The sequence below is a fragment of the Streptomyces sp. NPDC043680 genome (genome assembly GCF_056436685.1).
This window is the reverse complement of the sequence record NZ_JBWKCE010000001.1, coordinates 588296-604331: the sequence shown is the minus strand read 5'-3', so window position 1 is coordinate 604331 and position 16036 is coordinate 588296. Positions and strand designations below refer to the sequence as shown.

At 73.3% G+C, this 16036-nt stretch carries 14 protein-coding genes; 6 read left to right on the top strand and 8 right to left on the bottom strand.

What is annotated here, in order from left to right:
- Positions 1 to 189 precede the first annotated feature (189 nt).
- The 3 genes from AC0666_RS02780 to AC0666_RS02770 all read right to left on the bottom strand — a co-directional run bounded on the left by AC0666_RS02780 (position 190) and on the right by AC0666_RS02770 (position 3245).
- Positions 190 to 1839, bottom strand: a complete 1650-nt coding sequence (locus AC0666_RS02780; RefSeq protein ID WP_478706995.1) for a phospho-sugar mutase — start codon at positions 1837 to 1839, stop codon at positions 190 to 192.
- A 38-nt stretch (positions 1840 to 1877) separates the two neighbouring features.
- Entirely contained in the window at positions 1878 to 2684 is an 807-nt protein-coding gene (locus tag AC0666_RS02775) for a purine-nucleoside phosphorylase (RefSeq protein WP_356845206.1), read from the bottom strand.
- A gap of 123 nt (positions 2685 to 2807) precedes the next feature.
- Positions 2808 to 3245: a gamma-glutamylcyclotransferase family protein gene (locus tag AC0666_RS02770; RefSeq protein WP_053786320.1), complete on the bottom strand. Its 438-nt coding sequence runs from the start codon at positions 3243 to 3245 to the stop codon at positions 2808 to 2810.
- A 174-nt stretch (positions 3246 to 3419) separates the two neighbouring features.
- Here AC0666_RS02770 and AC0666_RS02765 point away from each other — a divergent pair, with 174 nt between their 5' ends.
- Both AC0666_RS02765 and AC0666_RS02760 read left to right on the top strand, forming a co-directional pair.
- On the top strand, positions 3420 to 4859 hold the full coding sequence (locus AC0666_RS02765; protein ID WP_478706956.1) for an NAD(P)H-quinone dehydrogenase: 1440 nt from the start codon (positions 3420 to 3422) through the stop codon (positions 4857 to 4859).
- Positions 4860 to 5035: 176 nt separating this feature from the next.
- A complete protein-coding gene (locus AC0666_RS02760) occupies positions 5036 to 5986 on the top strand; it encodes a DeoR/GlpR family DNA-binding transcription regulator (RefSeq protein WP_478706955.1) in 951 nt (316 codons plus the stop codon).
- Between the two features lie 1462 nt (positions 5987 to 7448).
- Here AC0666_RS02760 and AC0666_RS02755 read toward each other — a convergent pair.
- The gene (locus AC0666_RS02755; RefSeq protein ID WP_468582430.1) at positions 7449 to 9212 is read right to left on the bottom strand and encodes an acetyl/propionyl/methylcrotonyl-CoA carboxylase subunit alpha; all 1764 of its coding nucleotides are present in this window, start codon (positions 9210 to 9212) and stop codon (positions 7449 to 7451) included.
- 390 nt (positions 9213 to 9602) lie between these two features.
- Here AC0666_RS02755 and AC0666_RS02750 point away from each other — a divergent pair, with 390 nt between their 5' ends.
- The gene (locus AC0666_RS02750) at positions 9603 to 10040 is read left to right on the top strand and encodes a hypothetical protein (RefSeq protein WP_468963021.1); all 438 of its coding nucleotides are present in this window, start codon (positions 9603 to 9605) and stop codon (positions 10038 to 10040) included.
- Here the strand turns inward: AC0666_RS02750 and AC0666_RS02745 are convergent.
- The 4 genes from AC0666_RS02745 to AC0666_RS02730 form a co-directional block, all read right to left on the bottom strand.
- Positions 10021 to 10632 carry a Maf family protein gene (locus AC0666_RS02745; protein WP_468582428.1) on the bottom strand — a complete coding sequence of 204 codons (612 nt, stop codon included), beginning with the start codon at positions 10630 to 10632 and terminating at the stop codon, positions 10021 to 10023. The two genes, AC0666_RS02750 and AC0666_RS02745, sit on opposite strands and share 20 nt — an antisense overlap.
- A 168-nt stretch (positions 10633 to 10800) precedes the next feature.
- Entirely contained in the window at positions 10801 to 10932 is a 132-nt protein-coding gene (gene mmpB / locus AC0666_RS02740) for a morphogenic membrane protein MmpB (RefSeq protein ID WP_468963023.1), read from the bottom strand.
- Positions 10933 to 11024: 92 nt separating this feature from the next.
- Positions 11025 to 11234, bottom strand: a complete 210-nt coding sequence (locus AC0666_RS02735; RefSeq protein ID WP_478706954.1) for an acyl-CoA carboxylase epsilon subunit — start codon at positions 11232 to 11234, stop codon at positions 11025 to 11027.
- Positions 11235 to 11246: 12 nt separating this feature from the next.
- Entirely contained in the window at positions 11247 to 12842 is a 1596-nt protein-coding gene (locus AC0666_RS02730) for an acyl-CoA carboxylase subunit beta (RefSeq protein WP_468582426.1), read from the bottom strand.
- Positions 12843 to 12973: 131 nt separating this feature from the next.
- Here AC0666_RS02730 and AC0666_RS02725 point away from each other — a divergent pair, with 131 nt between their 5' ends.
- From AC0666_RS02725 to AC0666_RS02715, 3 genes are all read left to right on the top strand, one after another.
- On the top strand, positions 12974 to 13852 hold the full coding sequence (locus AC0666_RS02725) for a biotin--[acetyl-CoA-carboxylase] ligase (protein ID WP_468582424.1): 879 nt from the start codon (positions 12974 to 12976) through the stop codon (positions 13850 to 13852).
- A gap of 152 nt (positions 13853 to 14004) precedes the next feature.
- Positions 14005 to 15159, top strand: coding sequence for an adenylate/guanylate cyclase domain-containing protein (locus tag AC0666_RS02720; protein WP_468582422.1), 1155 nt, complete (start codon positions 14005 to 14007; stop codon positions 15157 to 15159).
- 24 nt (positions 15160 to 15183) lie between these two features.
- Positions 15184 to 15978 carry an enoyl-CoA hydratase/isomerase family protein gene (locus AC0666_RS02715; RefSeq protein ID WP_468963026.1) on the top strand — a complete coding sequence of 265 codons (795 nt, stop codon included), beginning with the start codon at positions 15184 to 15186 and terminating at the stop codon, positions 15976 to 15978.
- Positions 15979 to 16036: the final 58 nt, after the last annotated feature.

Genomic DNA, 16036 nt, shown 5'->3' with positions numbered 1-16036 from the left:
TGCTCCCGGGGTCGGTCCGGACCGGGGGGTCTGTACGCGGCAGCCGTGGGCGGAGACGGCAGCGGCCCCCCGAGACGGGTCTCGGGGGGTCGGGTGGCAGCGGGGCCCGTCGGACGGGACGGGCCCCGCTGCCGCCGCACCGGCGGACGGAGTCCGGTGCGGCGGCGCGGAGCCGTGACGCGCGGAGCGTCAGATGCCGGCTGCTGCCGCGAGGTCCTTCTTGATCGCGTCCAGGACCTCCTGGCCGCGGGTGCGGGCCGCCGCCAGGTCCGCGGCGTCCGCGACCGGCACCACGACCTCCAGGTAGCACTTCAGCTTCGGCTCCGTACCCGACGGCCGCACGATCACCCGGGCCTTGTGGTCACCGTCCAGGTAGTAGCGCAGGCCGTCCGTCGGCGGCAGGGACGGCGTCCCCCGCGTCAGGTCCTCCGCCGAGGACACCCGCAGGCCCGCCAGGGCCACCGGCGGCTGCGCCCGCAGCTGCGCCATCGCCGAGGCGATGACCGACAGGTCCGAGACGCGCACCGACAGCTGGTCCGTGGCGTGCAGGCCGTGCTCGACCGCCAGGTCGTCCAGCAGGTCGGTCAGGGTCCGGCCCTGCTCCTTGAGCTCCGACGCCAGCTCCGCCACCAGCAGGGCCGCGGTGATGCCGTCCTTGTCCCGGACGCCCTCCGGGTCCACGCAGTAGCCGAGCGCCTCCTCGTACCCGTAGCGCAGGCCCTCCACCCGGGCGATCCACTTGAAGCCGGTGAGGGTCTCCTCGTACCCGAGGCCCGCGGCCTGCGCGATCCGGCCCAGGAGGGAGGACGAGACGATGGACTCGGCGAAGACGCCCCGGGCGCCCTTGTGCACGAGGTGGGCGGCCAGCAGCGCGCCGACCTCGTCGCCCCGCAGCATCCGCCAGCCGCCCGGCGCCGCTTCGTCGGGGACGGCCACCGCGCAGCGGTCCGCGTCCGGGTCGTTCGCGATCACGACGTCCGGACCCACCTCGGCGGCCTTGGCGAAGGCCAGGTCCATCGCACCCGGCTCCTCCGGGTTCGGGAAGGCCACCGTCGGGAAGGCCGGGTCGGGCTCGGCCTGCTCGGCGACCAGCACCGGCTCCGGGAAGCCGTGCCGGGCGAAGGCGGCCAGGACGACGTCCTTGCCCACGCCGTGCATGGCCGTGTAGACGGTCCGCACGCCCCGGGCGGAGCCGGGGGTCAGCACGGCGTCCGTACGGGCCAGGTAGGCCTCCAGGGCCTCGTCGCCGAGCTGCTCCCAGCCGGACTCCGGCCGCGGTACGGACGCGAGGGTCGTCACGCGGGCGATCTCGGCCGCGATCTCCACGTCCGCGGGGGACACGATCTGCGAGCCGTCGCCGAGGTAGACCTTGTAGCCGTTGTCCCGGGGCGGGTTGTGGCTCGCGGTCACCTCGACGCCGGCGACGGCCCCCAGGTGCCGTATGGCGTACGCGAGGACGGGCGTCGGCAGGGGCCGGGGCAGGACGGCCGCACGGAGCCCGGCGCCGGTCATCACGGCGGCGGTGTCGCGGGCGAAGTCCGCCGACTTGTACCGCGCGTCGTAGCCGACGACGACCAGGCCGCCGGCGTGGCCCTGGGCCTTCAGGTAGGCCGCGAGGCCCGCCGCCGCCCGGATGACCACCGAGCGGTTCATCCGCATCGGACCCGCGCCGATCTCGCCGCGCAGTCCGGCGGTGCCGAACTGGAGGGTGCCGGAGAAGCGGTCCGCGAGGGCGGCCGTGTCACCGGCCTCGATGAGCGCGGCCAGCTCCTGCGCCGTCTCCGGGTCCGGGTCCTCGGCCAGCCAGGCCTGGGCCCGTGCGATCAGGTCGTCCTGCACTTCCTGCACTACTTCCGCCTTACCTCTCGTACGGTCGCTCAGATACGGGCGAGAACCTGGGTCAGCAGCGTGCCCATGCGGGCGGCCGAGTCACGGCCGGCCTGCAGCACCTCTTCGTGGTTCAGCGGCTCGCCGGACAGACCCGCCGCCAGATTGGTGACCAGGGAGATGCCGAGCACCTCGGCGCCGGCCTCACGGGCGGCGATGGCCTCCAGCACGGTGGACATGCCGACCAGGTCGGCGCCCATGACGCGGATCATGTTGATCTCGGCCGGGGTCTCGTAGTGCGGGCCGGGGAACTGGACGTAGACGCCCTCTTCGAGGGTGGGGTCGATCTCCTTGCACATGGCGCGGAGCTTCGGCGAGTACAGGTCCGTCAGGTCCACGAAGTTCGCGCCGATGATCGGCGAGGCGGCCGTCAGGTTCAGGTGGTCGCTGATCAGGACCGGCTGGCCGGGCTTCATGCCCTCGCGCAGACCGCCGCAGCCGTTGGTCAGCACGACGGTCTTGCAGCCGGCGGCGACGGCGGTACGCACACCGTGGGCGACGGCGGCGACGCCGCGGCCCTCGTAGTAGTGGGTCCGGCCGAGGAAGAGCAGCGCGCGCTTGTCGCCGATCTTGTACGAGCGGATCTTGCCGCCGTGGCCCTCGACGGCGGGGGGCGGGAAGCCGGGCAGCTCGGTGACGGGGAACTCGGCCTCGGGGGCGCCGAGCGCCTCCGCGGCGGGGGCCCAGCCGGAGCCCATGACGAGGGCGACATCGTGGGTCTCGGCGCCGGTCAGCTCACGCAGGCGGGCGGCCGCGGCGGCGGCGTCGGCGAAGGGGTCGGTAACAGATGCGTTCACGCTGACGAGCGTAACCGCTCTGAGCCTACGCGCGTAGATGGCGCAGCTCACGGTGTTCGGATCGTTGCCTTGTCGTTTCCGCCGAAACGTCCCGGATGGGCCGGGTGGGGCGTCTGGCAGGCCTCAGCAGGGGCGCTTGCGGAGCTCCATCACGTAGTCGTGCGGCGCGCCCGCCGACTCGGCCGCGTCCGCGATCTCGCCGAGGTAGCGCGCCGAGGGGAGGCCGCCCTCGTAGCCGTTCAGCACGTAGCACCACGCGGCCTCTTCGCCGTCGAGGGTGTGGACGCGGATCCGCATCCGGCGGTAGATGTCGAGGCCGACGCCCTCCCACCGGTCCATCGAGTCCTCGTCCAGCGGCGCGATGTCGTACAGGGCGACGAAGACCTGGTGGCGCGGGGCCTCGACGATCGTCGCGAGGGCCCCCTCCCAGCCCATCTGCTCGCCGCCGAAGGTCAGCCGCCAGTCGTTGATCCAGCCCGTGCCGCGCAGCGGCGAATGCGGGGCGCGGCGCGTCATCAGCCGCGGGTCGAGGTTGCCGGCGTACGCGGCGTAGAGCGACATGACGTCGAGGGTACGGGAGGGGTGGCGATGACGGCGTGCCCGGATGGCCGGACCGGGGGAGAAGCACCTTGAAGCGTGCGGGACAATGGAGCACGGAATGCATCCCCCGGGGACACCCCCCGGAAGCCCCGGCCGGGGCGGCAGCCGGCCGGGTAGACGTGAGGCGGAGTTTTCGTGACCCGGATCGTGATCATCGGCGGCGGACCCGGCGGGTATGAGGCGGCCCTGGTAGGGGCCCAGCTCGGCGCGGAGGTGACCCTCGTCGACTGCGACGGCCTCGGTGGCGCCTCGGTCCTCACCGACTGCGTACCCTCCAAGACACTCATCGCGACCGCCGAGGTCATGACGACCTTCGACTCGTCGTACGAGGAGCTCGGCATCGTCGTCGCCGACGACACCCCGCCCCTGGAGCAGGCCGCGCGGGTCGTGGGCGTCGACCTCGGCAAGGTGAACCGGCGCGTCAAGCGCCTCGCCCTCGCCCAGTCGCACGACATCACCGCCTCGGTCACCCGGGCCGGCGCGCGGGTCATCCGCGGCCGCGGCAAGCTCGGCGGCCCGCAGGGCATCGACGGCACGCGCGACGTCATCGTCACCGCCGCCGACGGCACCGAGACCGTCCTCACCGCCGACGCCGTGCTGATCGCGACCGGCGGCCACCCGCGCGAGATCCCGGACGCGATGCCCGACGGGGAGCGCATCCTGAACTGGACGCAGGTCTACGACCTGGAGGAGCTCCCCGAGGAGCTGATCGTGGTCGGCTCCGGTGTCACCGGTGCCGAGTTCGCCGGTGCCTACCAGGCGCTCGGGTCCCGGGTCACGCTGGTGTCCTCCCGCGACCGCGTGCTGCCCGGAGAGGACCCGGACGCCGCCGCCGTCCTGGAGGACGTCTTCCGCCGCCGCGGCATGAACGTGATCGGACGCTCCCGCGCCGAGTCCGCCAAGCGGGTGGGCGACCGCGTCGAGGTCACCCTCTCCGACGGCCGGGTCATCGGTGGTACGCACTGCCTGATGGCGGTCGGCGCGGTGCCCAACACCCATGGCATGAACCTGGAGGAGTCCGGGGTCCGCCTCAAGGACTCCGGCCACATCTGGACCGACAAGGTCTCCCGCACCTCGGCGCCGGGCGTGTACGCGGCCGGCGACGTCACCGGGGTGTTCGCGCTCGCGTCCGTCGCCGCCATGCAGGGGCGCATCGCGATGTACCACTTCCTCGGTGACGCGGTGGCCCCGCTGAACCTGAAGACGGTCTCCTCGAACGTCTTCACCGACCCCGAGATCGCCACCGTCGGCTACACGCAGGCCGACGTGGACGCGGGCAAGATCGACGCCCGGGTGGTGAAGCTCCCGCTGCTGCGCAACCCGCGCGCCAAGATGCAGGGCATCCGGGACGGCTTCGTGAAGCTGTTCTGCCGCCCGGGAACGGGCATCGTGGTGGGCGGCGTGGTCGTGTCGCCGCGCGCCAGCGAGCTCATCCACCCCATCTCGATCGCCGTCGACAACAACCTGACGGTCGAGCAGATCGCAAACGCGTTCACCGTGTACCCCTCGCTGTCCGGATCGATCGCCGAGGTGGCGCGGCAGTTGCACACGCGGAAGGCGGGCGGCGAGGCGTAGGGGCGGCAACGCCCGCCTCCCACAAGGGGAGTTGGGGCGGGGTGCGGGGTGCGCGGGCCGGTGTTCACCTGGCCGACCGGCCGCGTATACCACTACTCACCCCGCCTTATGGACAACTTCGGTATTCCGGTGCAAGGAGCTGAAAGCAGACGGTCGCCCGGGTTACTGTCAGTTTCGTGTTCGCTGCAGAACGTCGCCAATTGATTCTCGAAATGGTGCGGGCCAACGGAGCGGTATCGCTCCGGGAGCTCGCCCGCGTCGTCCAGACCTCCGAAGTGACCGTACGGCGGGACGTGCGGGCACTGGAGGCAGAAGGACTCCTCGACCGCCGACACGGCGGTGCGGTCTTGCCGGGCGGTTTCACGCGGGAGTCCGGGTTTCCGCAAAAGTCCCATCTCGCGACGGCGGAGAAGACCGCCATCGCCGATGTCGCGGCCGGCCTCGTCGAAGAAGGCGAGGCCGTCGTCGTCGGCGCGGGCACCACGACCCAGGAGCTGGCCCGCCGGCTCGCCCGGGTGCCCGGACTGACCGTCGTCACGAACTCCCTCCTGGTCGCGCAGGCGCTGGCCCACGCCAACCGGGTGGAGGTCGTCATGACGGGCGGAACCCTGCGGGGCTCCAACTACGCGCTGGTCGGCAGCGGGGCCGAGCAGTCCCTGCAGGGGCTGCGGGTCTCGCGGGCCTTCCTCTCCGGGAGCGGTCTGACCGCCGAGCGCGGGCTGTCCACGTCCAACATGCTCAGCGCGAGCGTGGACCGGGCGCTGGTGCAGGCCGCCGCGGAGGTGGTGGTGCTGGCCGACCACACGAAGCTCGGCACCGACACCATGTTCCAGACCGTGCCGACGGACGTGATGACGCGGCTGGTCACGGACGAGCCGCCGGCCCACGACGACCGGGCGGCGACGGAGCTCCAGGCGCTGGCGGACCAGGGCGTGCAGATCACGGTGGCGGGAGCGGTGGCCTCCGGCGGTGGCGACGGCATGGTCGGGCGCCGCCCGCGCCGCGAGTCGCCCCTGCCGGTGCAACGCCGCGGCGGCCCGACGGCGCAACTCCGCAGCGCGCCCGCCCCCCTACTGGACCAACCCCCCACGGACCGCCCCCGCCTGGCCGACCTCCGCCGCCGCTGAACCGGGGGCCCGGCCCCGGGCGGCGGTGCTCGGCTGGACCGCTGCTGCGGGGCATACCGGGCGGTGGCCCGGCGCGGCCTGCCCAGTCCGCTGGCCCGGCGGTGGTGCCCGGCTCGGTGCCTGCTGCCCGGCATGCCCGGCGCGGCCGGTCCGCCCGATGGCCCGCGTTCCCGATCTGCTGCGCCCGGCTGCCCCGCCCGGCGGCCGGCGCGGTGGCGGCCCGGCGTGGCCCGGCGCGGCTCGCTGGTGCCGGGCAAGCCTGGCGCGCCTGGCTCGACTCGCTGCTGCCCGGCGTGACCGCCGACCCGGCGTGCCCCGGCCCGGGCGTTGACGCGGCGGTCGGCCCGCCCGGTCCGCCCGATGGCCCGGCGTGTGCTCCGGTGGCCTGCGTGCCCGATCGGCTGTGACCGACCTGACCGGTGGCCCGGTGTGTTTTGACCGGCCGCCTGGTGCGCCTGGTTGCCCCGCCCGGCGGCTGGCCTGTCCGGCCCGGCTCGGACGGCCCGACTTGGTCTGCCCACCGGTCCTGCCCGGCCCCGGCTGCCCGTGTGCCCGGCCCGGCAGTGTCCGGCGTGTCCTGTCCAGCCGCCTGACGGCCCGACGGGTCCGGCTGCCCGGCAGCCCCAATCGGCCGGTACGCCCGAGGCCCGGCTTTCCCGCCTGGCGGTTGCTTGTTCCGTTGTGCGCGGTGGTCCGGCGTGTCTTGCCCGGCTGCTGTGCCCTGGGGCCGTGTCCATGCCTCGGCCGCTGGCTGCGCGGCGGCGCCCCGGGAAACGGGCTGCGCGGGCTTGGATGCGCACAGCGGCCGACGACCCCCGGGCAGAGCCCGGGAGCACGCGCCGCCTGGCAAGGGGTCTGGGGCGGAGCCCCAGGGAACGGGGAACCCCGCAGGGCCCGGGCTCCGCCCGTCGGCCGGGCGCCCTGCCCCGCTTCCCGAGGCTTTGCCGCGCACGGCGGATGCTGACCGGCGGCGGGCCGGCGCGCGCCCCGCCCGCACCCTTTGCCGTGTGTCGGTGTGCCTCCGGGCTTCGCCCGTGGGGCGACGGCTCGCCGTGCGCATCCCGCGCGGGCCGCCCCTCGGCCCCGCGCCGTTTGCCGCCTGGTGGTGGGCGGCGTGCTTCCCGGCTCCGCCAGGAAGGCGACGGGCCAGTGTGCGCCTCCGTCCGGGCCGTCGGCCCCGTTTCGCCGGGCTCCTCCCGCCACCCTTGCCGTGTGGCGGGGTGCGCCCGGGCCTCGCAGGTGGGCCGGGCGCCCTGCGCGTGCACCGCCGCCACGCTTCCCGCGGCGCTGCCGCGTGTGGGCGTGGCCCGGGCTCGGCCCGTCGGGCGGGCGTCCCGCGCGTGCGGCTTGCCCCGGGCTGCCGCCGGGCTCCGTGGTTCGCGTGGCGGCGTGGCCCCGGTTCGGGAACGGGAGAGGCCCGGGAACCCCGTGAGGGGTTCCCGGGCCTCGGTGGTGCGAGGGGTCAGTCCTTGATCTCACAGATCGTCGCGCCCGACGTGAGGCTCGCGCCGACCTCCGCCGTCAGGCCCACGATCGTGCCCGTGCGGTGGGCGTTCAGGGGCTGTTCCATCTTCATGGCCTCCAGGACGACGACCAGGTCGCCCTCGTTGACCTGCTGACCCTCCTCGACCGCGACCTTGACGATCGTGCCCTGCATCGGGGACGCCAGGGTGTCGCCCGAGGCGGCCGGACCGGACTTCTTCGCCGCGCGGCGCTTCGGCTTCGCGCCGCCCGCCGCCGCCGTGCGGGCCAGGGTCATGCCCAGCGAGGACGGGAGGGAGACCTCCAGGCGCTTGCCGCCGACCTCGACGACCACCGTCTCGCGGCCCGGCTCCTCGTCCACGTCCTCGGCCGCGGGGGCCGAGAAGGCGGGGATCTCGTTGACGAACTCCGTCTCGATCCAGCGGGTGTGGACCGTGAACGGGGTGCCGTCGGTCGGGGCGAAGGCCGGGTCGGCCACCACCGCGCGGTGGAACGGGATGGCCGTGGCCATGCCCTCGACCTCGAACTCGGCGAGCGCGCGGGCGGCGCGCTGCAGGGCCTGCTCGCGGGTGGCGCCGGTGATGACGAGCTTCGCCAGCAGCGAGTCCCAGGCCGGGCCGATGACCGAACCCGACTCGACGCCCGCGTCCAGGCGGACGCCCGGGCCCGTCGGGGGGGCGAACTTCGTCACCGTGCCGGGGGCCGGCAGGAAGTTGCGGCCCGGGTCCTCGCCGTTGATGCGGAACTCGAAGGAGTGACCCCGCAGCACCGGGTCCCCGTAGCCGAGCTCCTCGCCGTCGGCGATGCGGAACATCTCGCGCACCAGGTCGATGCCGGTGACCTCTTCGGTGACCGGGTGCTCGACCTGCAGACGGGTGTTGACCTCCAGGAAGGAGATCGTGCCGTCGGTGCCGACCAGGAACTCGACCGTGCCGGCGCCGACGTAGCCGGCCTCCTTCAGGATCGCCTTCGAGGCGGCGTACAGCTCCGCGTTCTGCGCCTCGGAGAGGAACGGCGCGGGCGCCTCCTCCACGAGCTTCTGGTGGCGGCGCTGCAGCGAGCAGTCACGCGTGGAGACGACGACCACGTTGCCGTGCTTGTCGGCCAGGCACTGGGTCTCGACGTGGCGCGGCTTGTCGAGGTAGCGCTCGACGAAGCACTCGCCGCGCCCGAAGGCGGCGACGGCCTCGCGCACGGCGGAGTCGTAGAGCTCCGGCACCTCATCCAGGGTGCGGGCGACCTTCAGGCCGCGGCCGCCGCCGCCGAAGGCGGCCTTGATCGCGATCGGCAGGCCGTGCTCCTTGGCGAAGGCGACGACCTCCTCGGCCCCGGAGACCGGGTCCGGCGTACCGGCGACCAGCGGCGCGCCGGCGCGCTGTGCGATGTGCCGGGCGGCGACCTTGTCGCCGAGGTCCCGGATGGCCTGCGGGGGCGGGCCGATCCAGGTCAGGCCCGCGTCGATGACGGCCTGCGCGAATTCGGCGTTCTCGGAGAGGAAGCCGTATCCGGGGTGGATGGCGTCCGCGCCGGAGTCGGCGGCGGCCTGCAGGACCTTGGAGATGTCCAGGTAGCTCGCGGCCGGGGTGTCACCGCCCAACGCGAAAGCTTCGTCGGCCGCGCGGACATGCAGAGCGTCCCGGTCCGGATCGGCGTAGACGGCTACGCTTGCGATTCCGGCATCCCGGCAGGCCCGAGCAACGCGGACAGCGATTTCGCCACGGTTGGCGATGAGCACCTTGCGCACGATGGCTCCCTCCTTGAAACAAGCTGAGTTTAGGGACAGCCCACACGGCCTTTCGACCCTTATCCAGAGGTGACCTTGCCCACACGGAGTGTGATTCGAGTCCACCTTGAGCCGGAAAGGCCTTGTGGTGCCCCAGGTCAGGGGGATCCCCGACTGCACAGTAACCCTGTGAGACATACGAGGTCTCTGTCCGCCGGGTCAGCGGCCCCGGGTGATTCTTTGTCGAGTCCCTACGAACGGCCCATGCTTTCTTTGCTTGATCGCCTTCCGCTCGGCGTGTTCCCGTAACGATGCGGCCCGGCCCCTTGTCCGCACGTTTACCCGTTAGTAGCCTCCAGGCGTCGAACAGGCTTGTGCTTGTGAGGGGTGGTGTGTGGGGTGGGGGCTGCCGTGCTGCGCAGACTCGTGGCCGCCGCGGCGGCGCTCGTGATCGCGGCGGAGGCCGTGCTGCTCGTCTTCGTCCACATCGTCCTCGGCCGGACCACGCAGAACCAGTCGATGTCCGTCGCGGGCATGGATCCGGATGTCATGTCCGCAACAACCTACGCGATGGGGGCGGGCATCGGAGCCTTCCTCCTGCTGTGCTCCGTGCTGCTGGTCTACGCCGCCCTGCGCGACCGGGCTCCGGGCCGCTTCGCCCGGATCGTCCTCATCACCGCCGCCGTCACCCACGGGCTGCTCGGCGCCCTCGCCGTCGGACTGGTCGGCTGGGGCGCCTTCGCGGCGATGATGCTGATCCTGTGCCTGCTCGTGCTGACCCTGACCCTCTACGCGGCCCCCAGCCGCCCTGAGGCGGACCTCCAGGAGCTCAGGCCCACAAGTCCGTGATCGACACGCCGAGTTCGCCCAGGAGGGAGCGCAGCAGCGGCATGGAGAGCCCGATGACGTTGCCGTGATCACCGTCGATGCCCTCGATGAAGGGCGCCGACAGCCCGTCCAGGGTGAACGCCCCCGCCACGTGCAGCGGCTCGCCGCTCGCCACGTACGCGGCCACCTCCGCGTCCGTCGGCTCGCCGAAGTGGACCGTCGTGGAGGCCGTGGCCGAGACCTGGCGCCCGGTCGCGGTGTCGATCACGCAGTGCCCGGTGCGCAGCACCCCGGAGCGCCCGCGCATCGCCTTCCAGCGGGCGGTGGCCTCCTCGGCGTCCGCCGGCTTGCCCAGCGCCTCGCCGTCCAGCTCCAGCACCGAGTCGCACCCGATCACCAGGGCACCCGCCGCCTCGTCCTGGGCCGCCACCACGCCGGCCTTCGCCTCGGCCAGGGCCAGGGCCAGTTCGGCGGGGGTCTCGGCGCTGAGCGCGTCCTCGTCGAAGTGGCTGACGATCACGTGCGGGGCGAGCCCGGCCTGCCGCAGCAGGTTCAGCCGGGCGGGGGAGGCGGAGGCGAGCACCAGGGCGCGGGCGCGGGGTTCGGCAGTCATGCCCGCCATCGTAGGCGCGGCCCCGGGGCCCGCGGCACGGCCGGTGGGGCCACGCTGCTGCCCGCGCTGCGGCCCGGAGCCGCGGCCGGGCGCCGTACCGCGGTACGGCCGGGGCAGCGCCCCGCGACCCGGCCCGGCCCGCGCCCACGCGCCGCCCCGGAGGCCCCGTCAGAAGCCCACGCCCAGGACGTACACGACCACGAGCATCGCGAGGGCGACCACCAGGGTCAACCGCCGGAGCATCGCCTGCGCGTCGCGCATGTCCTCGGGCGGCTCGTTCTTCGGGTCTGACCAGAGCATGCCCCGATCCTGGACCCGGGCAGCGCAGTGGCGCCTGAGTACGGGTACTCAGGCGCCACCCTCCGTTCACCCCATCTTCCGCCCGGGCCGTCCTAGCCCGGCCAGTACGTACGCGCCCACGCGCGCGGTCCCGGCTGCGGCAGCGTGCGCCGCGCGACCCGGGACGGCGCCGCCCACGCGTCCGCCATCCGCTGCGCGTCGGGCGGCACCGAGGCCAGTGCCGCCGCGCGCGCTTGGACCACCGCCAGTGCGGCGGCCAGCTCCTCCGGGGTCGGGTTCCCCTTGACGACCTTGATCACCACAGGACTGACCTCCTAGAGGGGGATGTTGCCGTGCTTCTTCGGGGGCAGGGACTCCCGCTTGGTGCGCAGCTGACGCAGCCCCTTGACCACGTGCGCCCGGGTCTCGGACGGCATGGCCACCGCGTCGATGTAGCCGCGCTCGGCGGCCGTGTACGGGTTGAGGAGGGTGTCCTCGTACTCGGCGATGAGCCGCGCCCGGGTCTCCTCGGCGTTGCCCGCCTCCTCCGCCTCCGCGAGGGCGCGGCGGTGCAGGATGTTGACCGCGCCCTGGGCGCCCATGACGGCGATCTGCGCGGTCGGCCAGGCCAGGTTCAGGTCCGCGCCGAGGTGCTTGGAGCCCATGACGTCGTACGCGCCGCCGAAGGCCTTGCGGGTGATGACGGTGATCAGGGGGACGGTGGCCTCGGCGTAGGCGTAGATCAGCTTCGCGCCGCGCCGGATGATTCCGTTGTACTCCTGGTCGGTACCCGGCAGGAAGCCCGGTACGTCCACGAACGTGAGCACCGGGATGTTGAAGGCGTCGCAGGTCCGCACGAAGCGCGCCGCCTTCTCCGAGGCGTCGATGTCCAGGCAGCCGGCGAACTGCATCGGCTGGTTGGCGACGATGCCCACCGGGTGGCCCTCGACCCGGCCGAAGCCGGTGAGGATGTTCGGCGCGAACAGGGACTGCGTCTCCAGGAACTCCCCGTCGTCGAGCACGTGCTCGATCACGGTGTGCATGTCGTACGGCTGGTTGGCGCTGTCCGGGATCAGGACGTCGAGCTCGCGGTCGGCGTCGGAGACCTCGGTGTCCGCCTCCTCCGGGAAGGCGGGCGGCTCGGAGAGGTTGTTCGACGGCAGGTACGCCAGCAGGGACTTGACGTACTCGATGGCGTCCTTCTCGTCCCCGGCCATGTGGTGGGCCACGCCCGAGGTGGAGTTGTGGGTGCGGGCGCCGCCCAGCTCCTCGAAGCCCACGTCCTCGCCGGTGACCGTCTTGATGACGTCCGGACCGGTGATGAACATGTGCGAGGTCTGGTCGACCATCACGGTGAAGTCGGTGATGGCGGGGGAGTACACGGCGCCGCCGGCGCAGGGGCCGACGATCAGGCTGATCTGCGGGATCACCCCGGAGGCGTGCACGTTCCGGCGGAAGATCTCGCCGTACATGCCGAGGGCGCTGACGCCCTCCTGGATGCGGGCGCCGCCGGAGTCGTTGATGCCGACGAGCGGGCAGCCCGTCTTCAGCGCGAAGTCCATGACCTTCATGATCTTCTGGCCGTAGACCTCGCCGAGGGCTCCGCCGAAGACGGTGAAGTCCTGCGAGAACACGGCCACCGGGCGGCCGTCCACCGTGCCGTAGCCGGTGACGACGCCGTCGCCGTAGGGGCGGGTCTTCTCCAGCCCGAAGTTGGTCGACCGGTGCCGGGCGAACTCGTCGAGCTCGACGAACGAGCCCTCGTCCAACAGCAGGGCGACCCGCTCACGCGCCGTCAGCTTCCCCTTGGCGTGCTGCTTCTCCACCGCCCGCGCGGACCCGGCGTGGGTGGCTTCGTCGATGCGGCGCTGCAGGTCCGCGATCTTGCCCGCGGTCGTGTGCATGTCGATCGGCTCTGAGGGTTGTGACATCGGGGTCGCGGCTCCCTGTGTGGTGTCAACTGCCTGGTCAATTGATTGACTACTGCTGGCTACTGGTGCGTAGCGTATCGGCGGGCATGGCGCTCGGCAGTGCGGCGTTTGACACACCTACTGTGGGTTGCATGACGCCATCAGATGCATCAGGAGCAGCTACCCCAGGACCCTCCGAGGACCGCTGGTCGAGCCTGGAACGGCCGCCGCTGAACGCCGCCGCCCTGCAGCGGGCCCTGGTCACCGGGGAAGGGCTGTGGTCCTCCGTGGAGGTGGTCACCGCCACCGGGTCCACGAACACCGATCTCGCCGCCCGGGCCGGGGAGCTGCCCGAGGGGGCCGTGCTCGTCGCCGAGGAGCAGACCGCCGGCCGCGGCCGCCTCGACCGCAGCTGGGTCGCCCCGGCGCGGTCCGGGCTGTTCTTCTCCGTGCTGCTGAAGCCGGGAGGGGCCGTCCCGCAGGAGCGGTGGGGGTGGCTGACCCTGCTGGCCGGGGTGGCCGTCACCACCGGCCTGTCCCGGGGCGCCGGGGTGGACACCGCCCTCAAGTGGCCCAACGACCTGCTGGTCAACGTCGGGGGCTCGGAGCGCAAGACGGGCGGCATCCTCGCCGAGCGGGTGGCCGACGGCGTGGTCCTCGGGATCGGGCTGAACGTGTCCCTGACCGCGGAGGAGCTGCCGGTGCCGGAAGCCGGGTCCCTGCTGCTGGCGAAAGCCGCGGTGACGGACCGGGAGCCGCTGCTGAAGGCCGTGCTGCGCTCCCTGGAGCAGTGGTACGGGGACTGGCGGGCGGCGGGCGGCGATCCGGCCGCCAGCGGCCTGCAGGAGGCGTACGCGACGCACTGCGCCACCCTCGGCCGGCACGTGCGGGCCGAGCTGCCCGGGGGCCGCACCCTCACCGGGACGGCCGAAGCGGTCGACACGGACGGGCGGCTGGTGGTCCGGACCGCGGAGGACGCCCACGAGGCGGTGGGCGCGGGCGACGTGGTCCACCTGCGGTCGGTGCACTAGCCGTCGGCCGCAGGAGCGCCCCGTGGTGGGGGAGCCCCCGACTGAAGGAGTGAGCTACGGCACACCTGCCGTATGGTTTAGGCGATCCCGGTGCTCGCGGTGATCACCCGGTTCGGCAGGGCAGTGCGCACGGAATGGACAGGAGGCGGCCCTTGACCGTCGACGACCCTACGTCCGGCGCGTCCGCCCCCGGGTCCCCCGGCCCGGGCACTCCCATCGGGCGCGACCAGCACACCCCTCACCACGAGGTCGACCACACCGTCCAGCCGACGGCGGACCCGCTCGCCATCCGGCTGGAGCAGCTGATCCTGGGTGCCGAGCGCCGGTACACCCCGTTCCAGGCGGCCCGCAGCGCCGGGGTGTCGATGGAGCTCGCCTCGCGCTTCTGGCGGGCGATGGGCTTCGCGGACATCGGCCAGGCCAAGGCCCTCACGGAGGCGGACGTCCTGGCGCTGCGCCGGCTCGCCGGCCTGGTGGAGGCGGGGCTGCTGAGCGAGCCGATGGCCGTGCAGGTGGCGCGCTCCACGGGGCAGACCACCGCCCGGCTGGCCGAATGGCAGATCGACTCCTTCCTGGAGGGGCTGACGGAGCCGCCGGAACCGGGGATGACCCGTACGGAGGTCACGTACCCGCTGGTCGAGCTGCTGCTGCCGGAGCTGGAGGAGTTCCTCGTCTACGTGTGGCGCCGCCAGCTGGCGGCCGCCACCGGGCGGGTGGTGCAGGTCGCCGACGACGAGGAGATGGTCGACCGGCGGCTCGCGGTGGGCTTCGCGGACCTGGTGGGCTTCACCCGGCTGACCCGGCGGCTTGAAGAGGAGGAGCTCGGCGAGCTCGTCGAGTCCTTCGAGACCACCTCGGCCGACCTGGTGGCGGCCCACGGCGGCCGGCTGATCAAGACGCTCGGTGACGAGGTCCTGTACGCCGCCGACGACGCGGCGACGGCGGCGGAGATCGCGCTGCGGCTGATCGAGACGATGGAGGCCGATCCGCAGATGCCGGAGCTGCGGGTCGGGATCGCCTTCGGGACCGTGACGACCCGGATGGGCGACGTCTTCGGGACCACGGTGAACCTGGCGAGCCGGCTGACGTCGATAGCGCCGAAGGACGCGGTGCTGGTGGACGGGGCGATGGCGGAGGAACTCGGCCGTACGGGCGCCGCGCCGGTCTCGGAGAAGGAGGCCGAGGCGGAGGAGGGCGGCGGTGCGTACCGCTTCGCGCTCCAGCCGATGTGGCAGCGGCCAGTGCGTGGTCTGGGGGTCGTGGAGCCCTGGTCGCTGACGCGGCGGAAGCCTAAGATCCCGGGATAACGTTCGTTAACCGGGAGGGTTCCAGTGTCGGTGCAGTCGGAGTTCGTCAGCGTACGTCGGCATGGCGGCGACGGGGTCGTGGAGCTGGTCCTGGACCGGCCGAAGGCCATGAACGCGGTGTCGACGGACATGGCGCGGGCCATCGGCGCGGCCTGCGCGGAGTTGTCGGCGGACCCGTCGGTACGGGTGGTGGTGCTGTCGTCCACCGCCGAGCGGGCCTTCTGCGTCGGGGCCGACCTCAAGGAGCGCAACTCCCTCTCGGACGCCGAGCTGGTGCGCCAGCGGCCGACGACGCGGGGTGCGTACGGGGGCGTACTGGAGCTGCCCGTGCCGACGATCGCGGCCGTGCACGGCTTCGCGCTGGGCGGCGGCTTCGAGCTGGCGCTGGCCTGCGACGTGATCGTGGCCGACGAGACGGCGGTGGTGGGCCTGCCCGAGGTATCGGTGGGCGTGATCCCGGGCGGGGGCGGTACGCAGCTGCTGCCGCGGCGGGTGGGCGCGGCCCGCGCGGCCGAGCTGATCTTCACGGCCCGGCGGGTGGAGGCGGCGGAGGCCCTGTCCCTGGGCCTGGTCGACGCGGTGGTGCCGGCCGGGCAGGACCGCGACGAGGCGCTGGCGCTGGCCGCGCGGATGGCGGCCAATTCGCCGGTCGGGCTGCGGGCCGCCAAGCGGGCGCTGCGCCTGGGGCACGGGATGGACCTGGCGGCCGGCCTGGAGATCGAGGACGCGGCCTGGCGGACGGTGGCCTTCTCCGGGGACCGGGCCGAGGGCGTGGCCGCCTTCAACGAGAAGCGCAAGCCGAACTGGCCCGGGGTGTAGCAGGGATCCGCGCCGGGGCGGCGGCTCCGCCGGGGCGCAGGCGCGGCGACCCGTCGGC

Coding starts and splice junctions, on each gene's coding strand:
- AC0666_RS02770 (WP_053786320.1), bottom strand. CDS start 3,245: ATGTCGCTCTACGCCGCGTACGCCGGCAACCTCGACCCGCGGCTGATG.
- AC0666_RS02745 (WP_468582428.1), bottom strand. CDS start 10,632: ATGACTGCCGAACCCCGCGCCCGCGCCCTGGTGCTCGCCTCCGCCTCC.
- mmpB (WP_468963023.1), bottom strand. CDS start 10,932: ATGCTCTGGTCAGACCCGAAGAACGAGCCGCCCGAGGACATGCGCGAC.
- AC0666_RS02730 (WP_468582426.1), bottom strand. CDS start 12,842: ATGTCACAACCCTCAGAGCCGATCGACATGCACACGACCGCGGGCAAG.
- AC0666_RS02725 (WP_468582424.1), top strand. CDS start 12,974: ATGACGCCATCAGATGCATCAGGAGCAGCTACCCCAGGACCCTCCGAG.